This is a genomic window from Acinetobacter sp. YH12069 (assembly GCF_013419675.1).
In the GTDB taxonomy this organism is placed as follows: Bacteria; Pseudomonadota; Gammaproteobacteria; order Pseudomonadales; family Moraxellaceae; genus Acinetobacter; species Acinetobacter amyesii.
Genome location: NZ_VOZS01000054.1, coordinates 1 through 1,657, shown reverse-complemented (window position 1 = coordinate 1,657; position 1,657 = coordinate 1). Strand labels below are relative to the sequence as shown.

The window sequence follows — 1,657 nt, the reverse complement described above, 5'->3', positions numbered from 1 at the left end:
TACCAGCGTACGGCCCACAGAATGATGTCACGCTGAAAATGCCGGCCTTTGAATGGGTTCATGTGCAGCTCCATCAGCAAAAGGGGATGATAAGTTTATCACCACCGACTATTTGCAACAGTGCCGATAAAAATATATCATCATGAACAATAAAACTGTCTGCTTACATAAACAGTAATACAAGGGGTGTTATGAGCCATATTCAACGGGAAACGTCTTGCTCGAGGCCGCGATTAAATTCCAACCTGGATGCTGATTTATATGGGTATAGATGGGCTCGCGATAATGTCGGGCAATCAGGTGCGACAATCTATCGATTGTATGGGAAGCCCGATGCGCCAGAGTTGTTTCTGAAACATGGCAAAGGTAGCGTTGCCAATGATGTTACAGATGAGATGGTCAGACTAAACTGGCTGACGGCATTTATGCCTCTTCCGACCATCAAGCATTTTATCCGTACTCCTGATGATGCATGGTTACTCACCACTGCGATCCCCGGGAAAACAGCATTCCAGGTATTAGAAGAATATCCTGATTCAGGTGAAAATATTGTTGATGCGCTGGCAGCGTTCCTGCGCCGGTTGCATTCGATTCCTGTTTGTAATTGTCCTTTTAACAGCGATCGCGCATTTCGTCTCGCTCAGGCGCAATCACGAATGAATAACGGTTTGGTTGATGCGAGTGATTTTGATGACGAGCGTAATGGCTGGCCTGTTGAACAAGTCTGGAAAGAAATGCATAAGCTTTTGCCATTCTCACCGGATTCAGTCGTCACTCATGGTGATTTCTCACTTGATAACCTTATTTTTGACGAGGGGAAATTAATAGGTTGTATTGATGTTGGACGAGTCGGAATCGCAGACCGATACCAGGATCTTGCCATCCTATGGAACTGCCTCGGTGAGTTTTCTCCTTCATTACAGAAACGGCTTTTTCAAAAATATGGTATTGATAATCCTGATATGAATAAATTGCAGTTTCATTTGATGCTCGATGAGTTTTTCTAATCAGAATTGGTTAATTGGTTGTAACACTGGCAGAGCATTACGCTGACTTGACGGGACGGCGCTTCCCTACCCTCATGGCCGCCTCCCAGGAATCGACCCAGGTGCTTATCGTGGACATAATCCTTTACTCATAAATTTATCTTATTCCATTATTGTACCTGTCACGCAAAACTTGCAGAAAAGCCATAAACGCAGGAGAATCCTGTCGGCGGTGAGGATAATAAATATGGTAGCCGTCAAAATATGGACACCACTCGGTCAGAACAGCAATCAGCTTGCCGCTTTTGATATATCCATCTGCAACATACTCGGGAATATAGGCAATCCCCAGCCCGTCTAATGCTGCATCGAGCTGATGAATCGTGCTGTTCGCAATATATTGCCCTTTGACTTTCAGACTGAATTTCTGAGCATCTTTCTCGAATTCCCAGGCGTACAATCCACTCGTATCAGAATAGCGGACGTTAATGCAGTTGTGGTTCAAAAGATCCTGCGGCTTCCTGGGCTTAGCATAACGCTTAAAATGGCACTGTTGCAAAGTTAGCGATGAGGCAGCCTTTTGTCTTATTCAAAGGCCTTACATTTCAAAAACTCTGCTTACCAGGCGCATTTCGCCCAGGGGATCACCATAATAAAATGCTGAGGCCTGG

General features: G+C 44.9%; 2 protein-coding genes. One reads left to right on the top strand and one right to left on the bottom strand.

The window, feature by feature from the left end; all coding sequences use genetic code 11:
* Positions 1-191 precede the first annotated feature (191 nt).
* Positions 192-1,007, top strand: a complete 816-nt coding sequence (locus FTU16_RS16370) for an APH(3')-I family aminoglycoside O-phosphotransferase (protein WP_000018323.1) — start codon at positions 192-194, stop codon at positions 1,005-1,007.
* A gap of 136 nt (positions 1,008-1,143) precedes the next feature.
* Here FTU16_RS16370 and FTU16_RS16365 read toward each other — a convergent pair whose 3' ends face one another.
* A complete protein-coding gene (locus FTU16_RS16365) occupies positions 1,144-1,545 on the bottom strand; it encodes a LysR substrate-binding domain-containing protein (RefSeq protein ID WP_001183556.1) in 402 nt (133 codons plus the stop codon).
* Positions 1,546-1,657 lie beyond the last annotated feature (112 nt).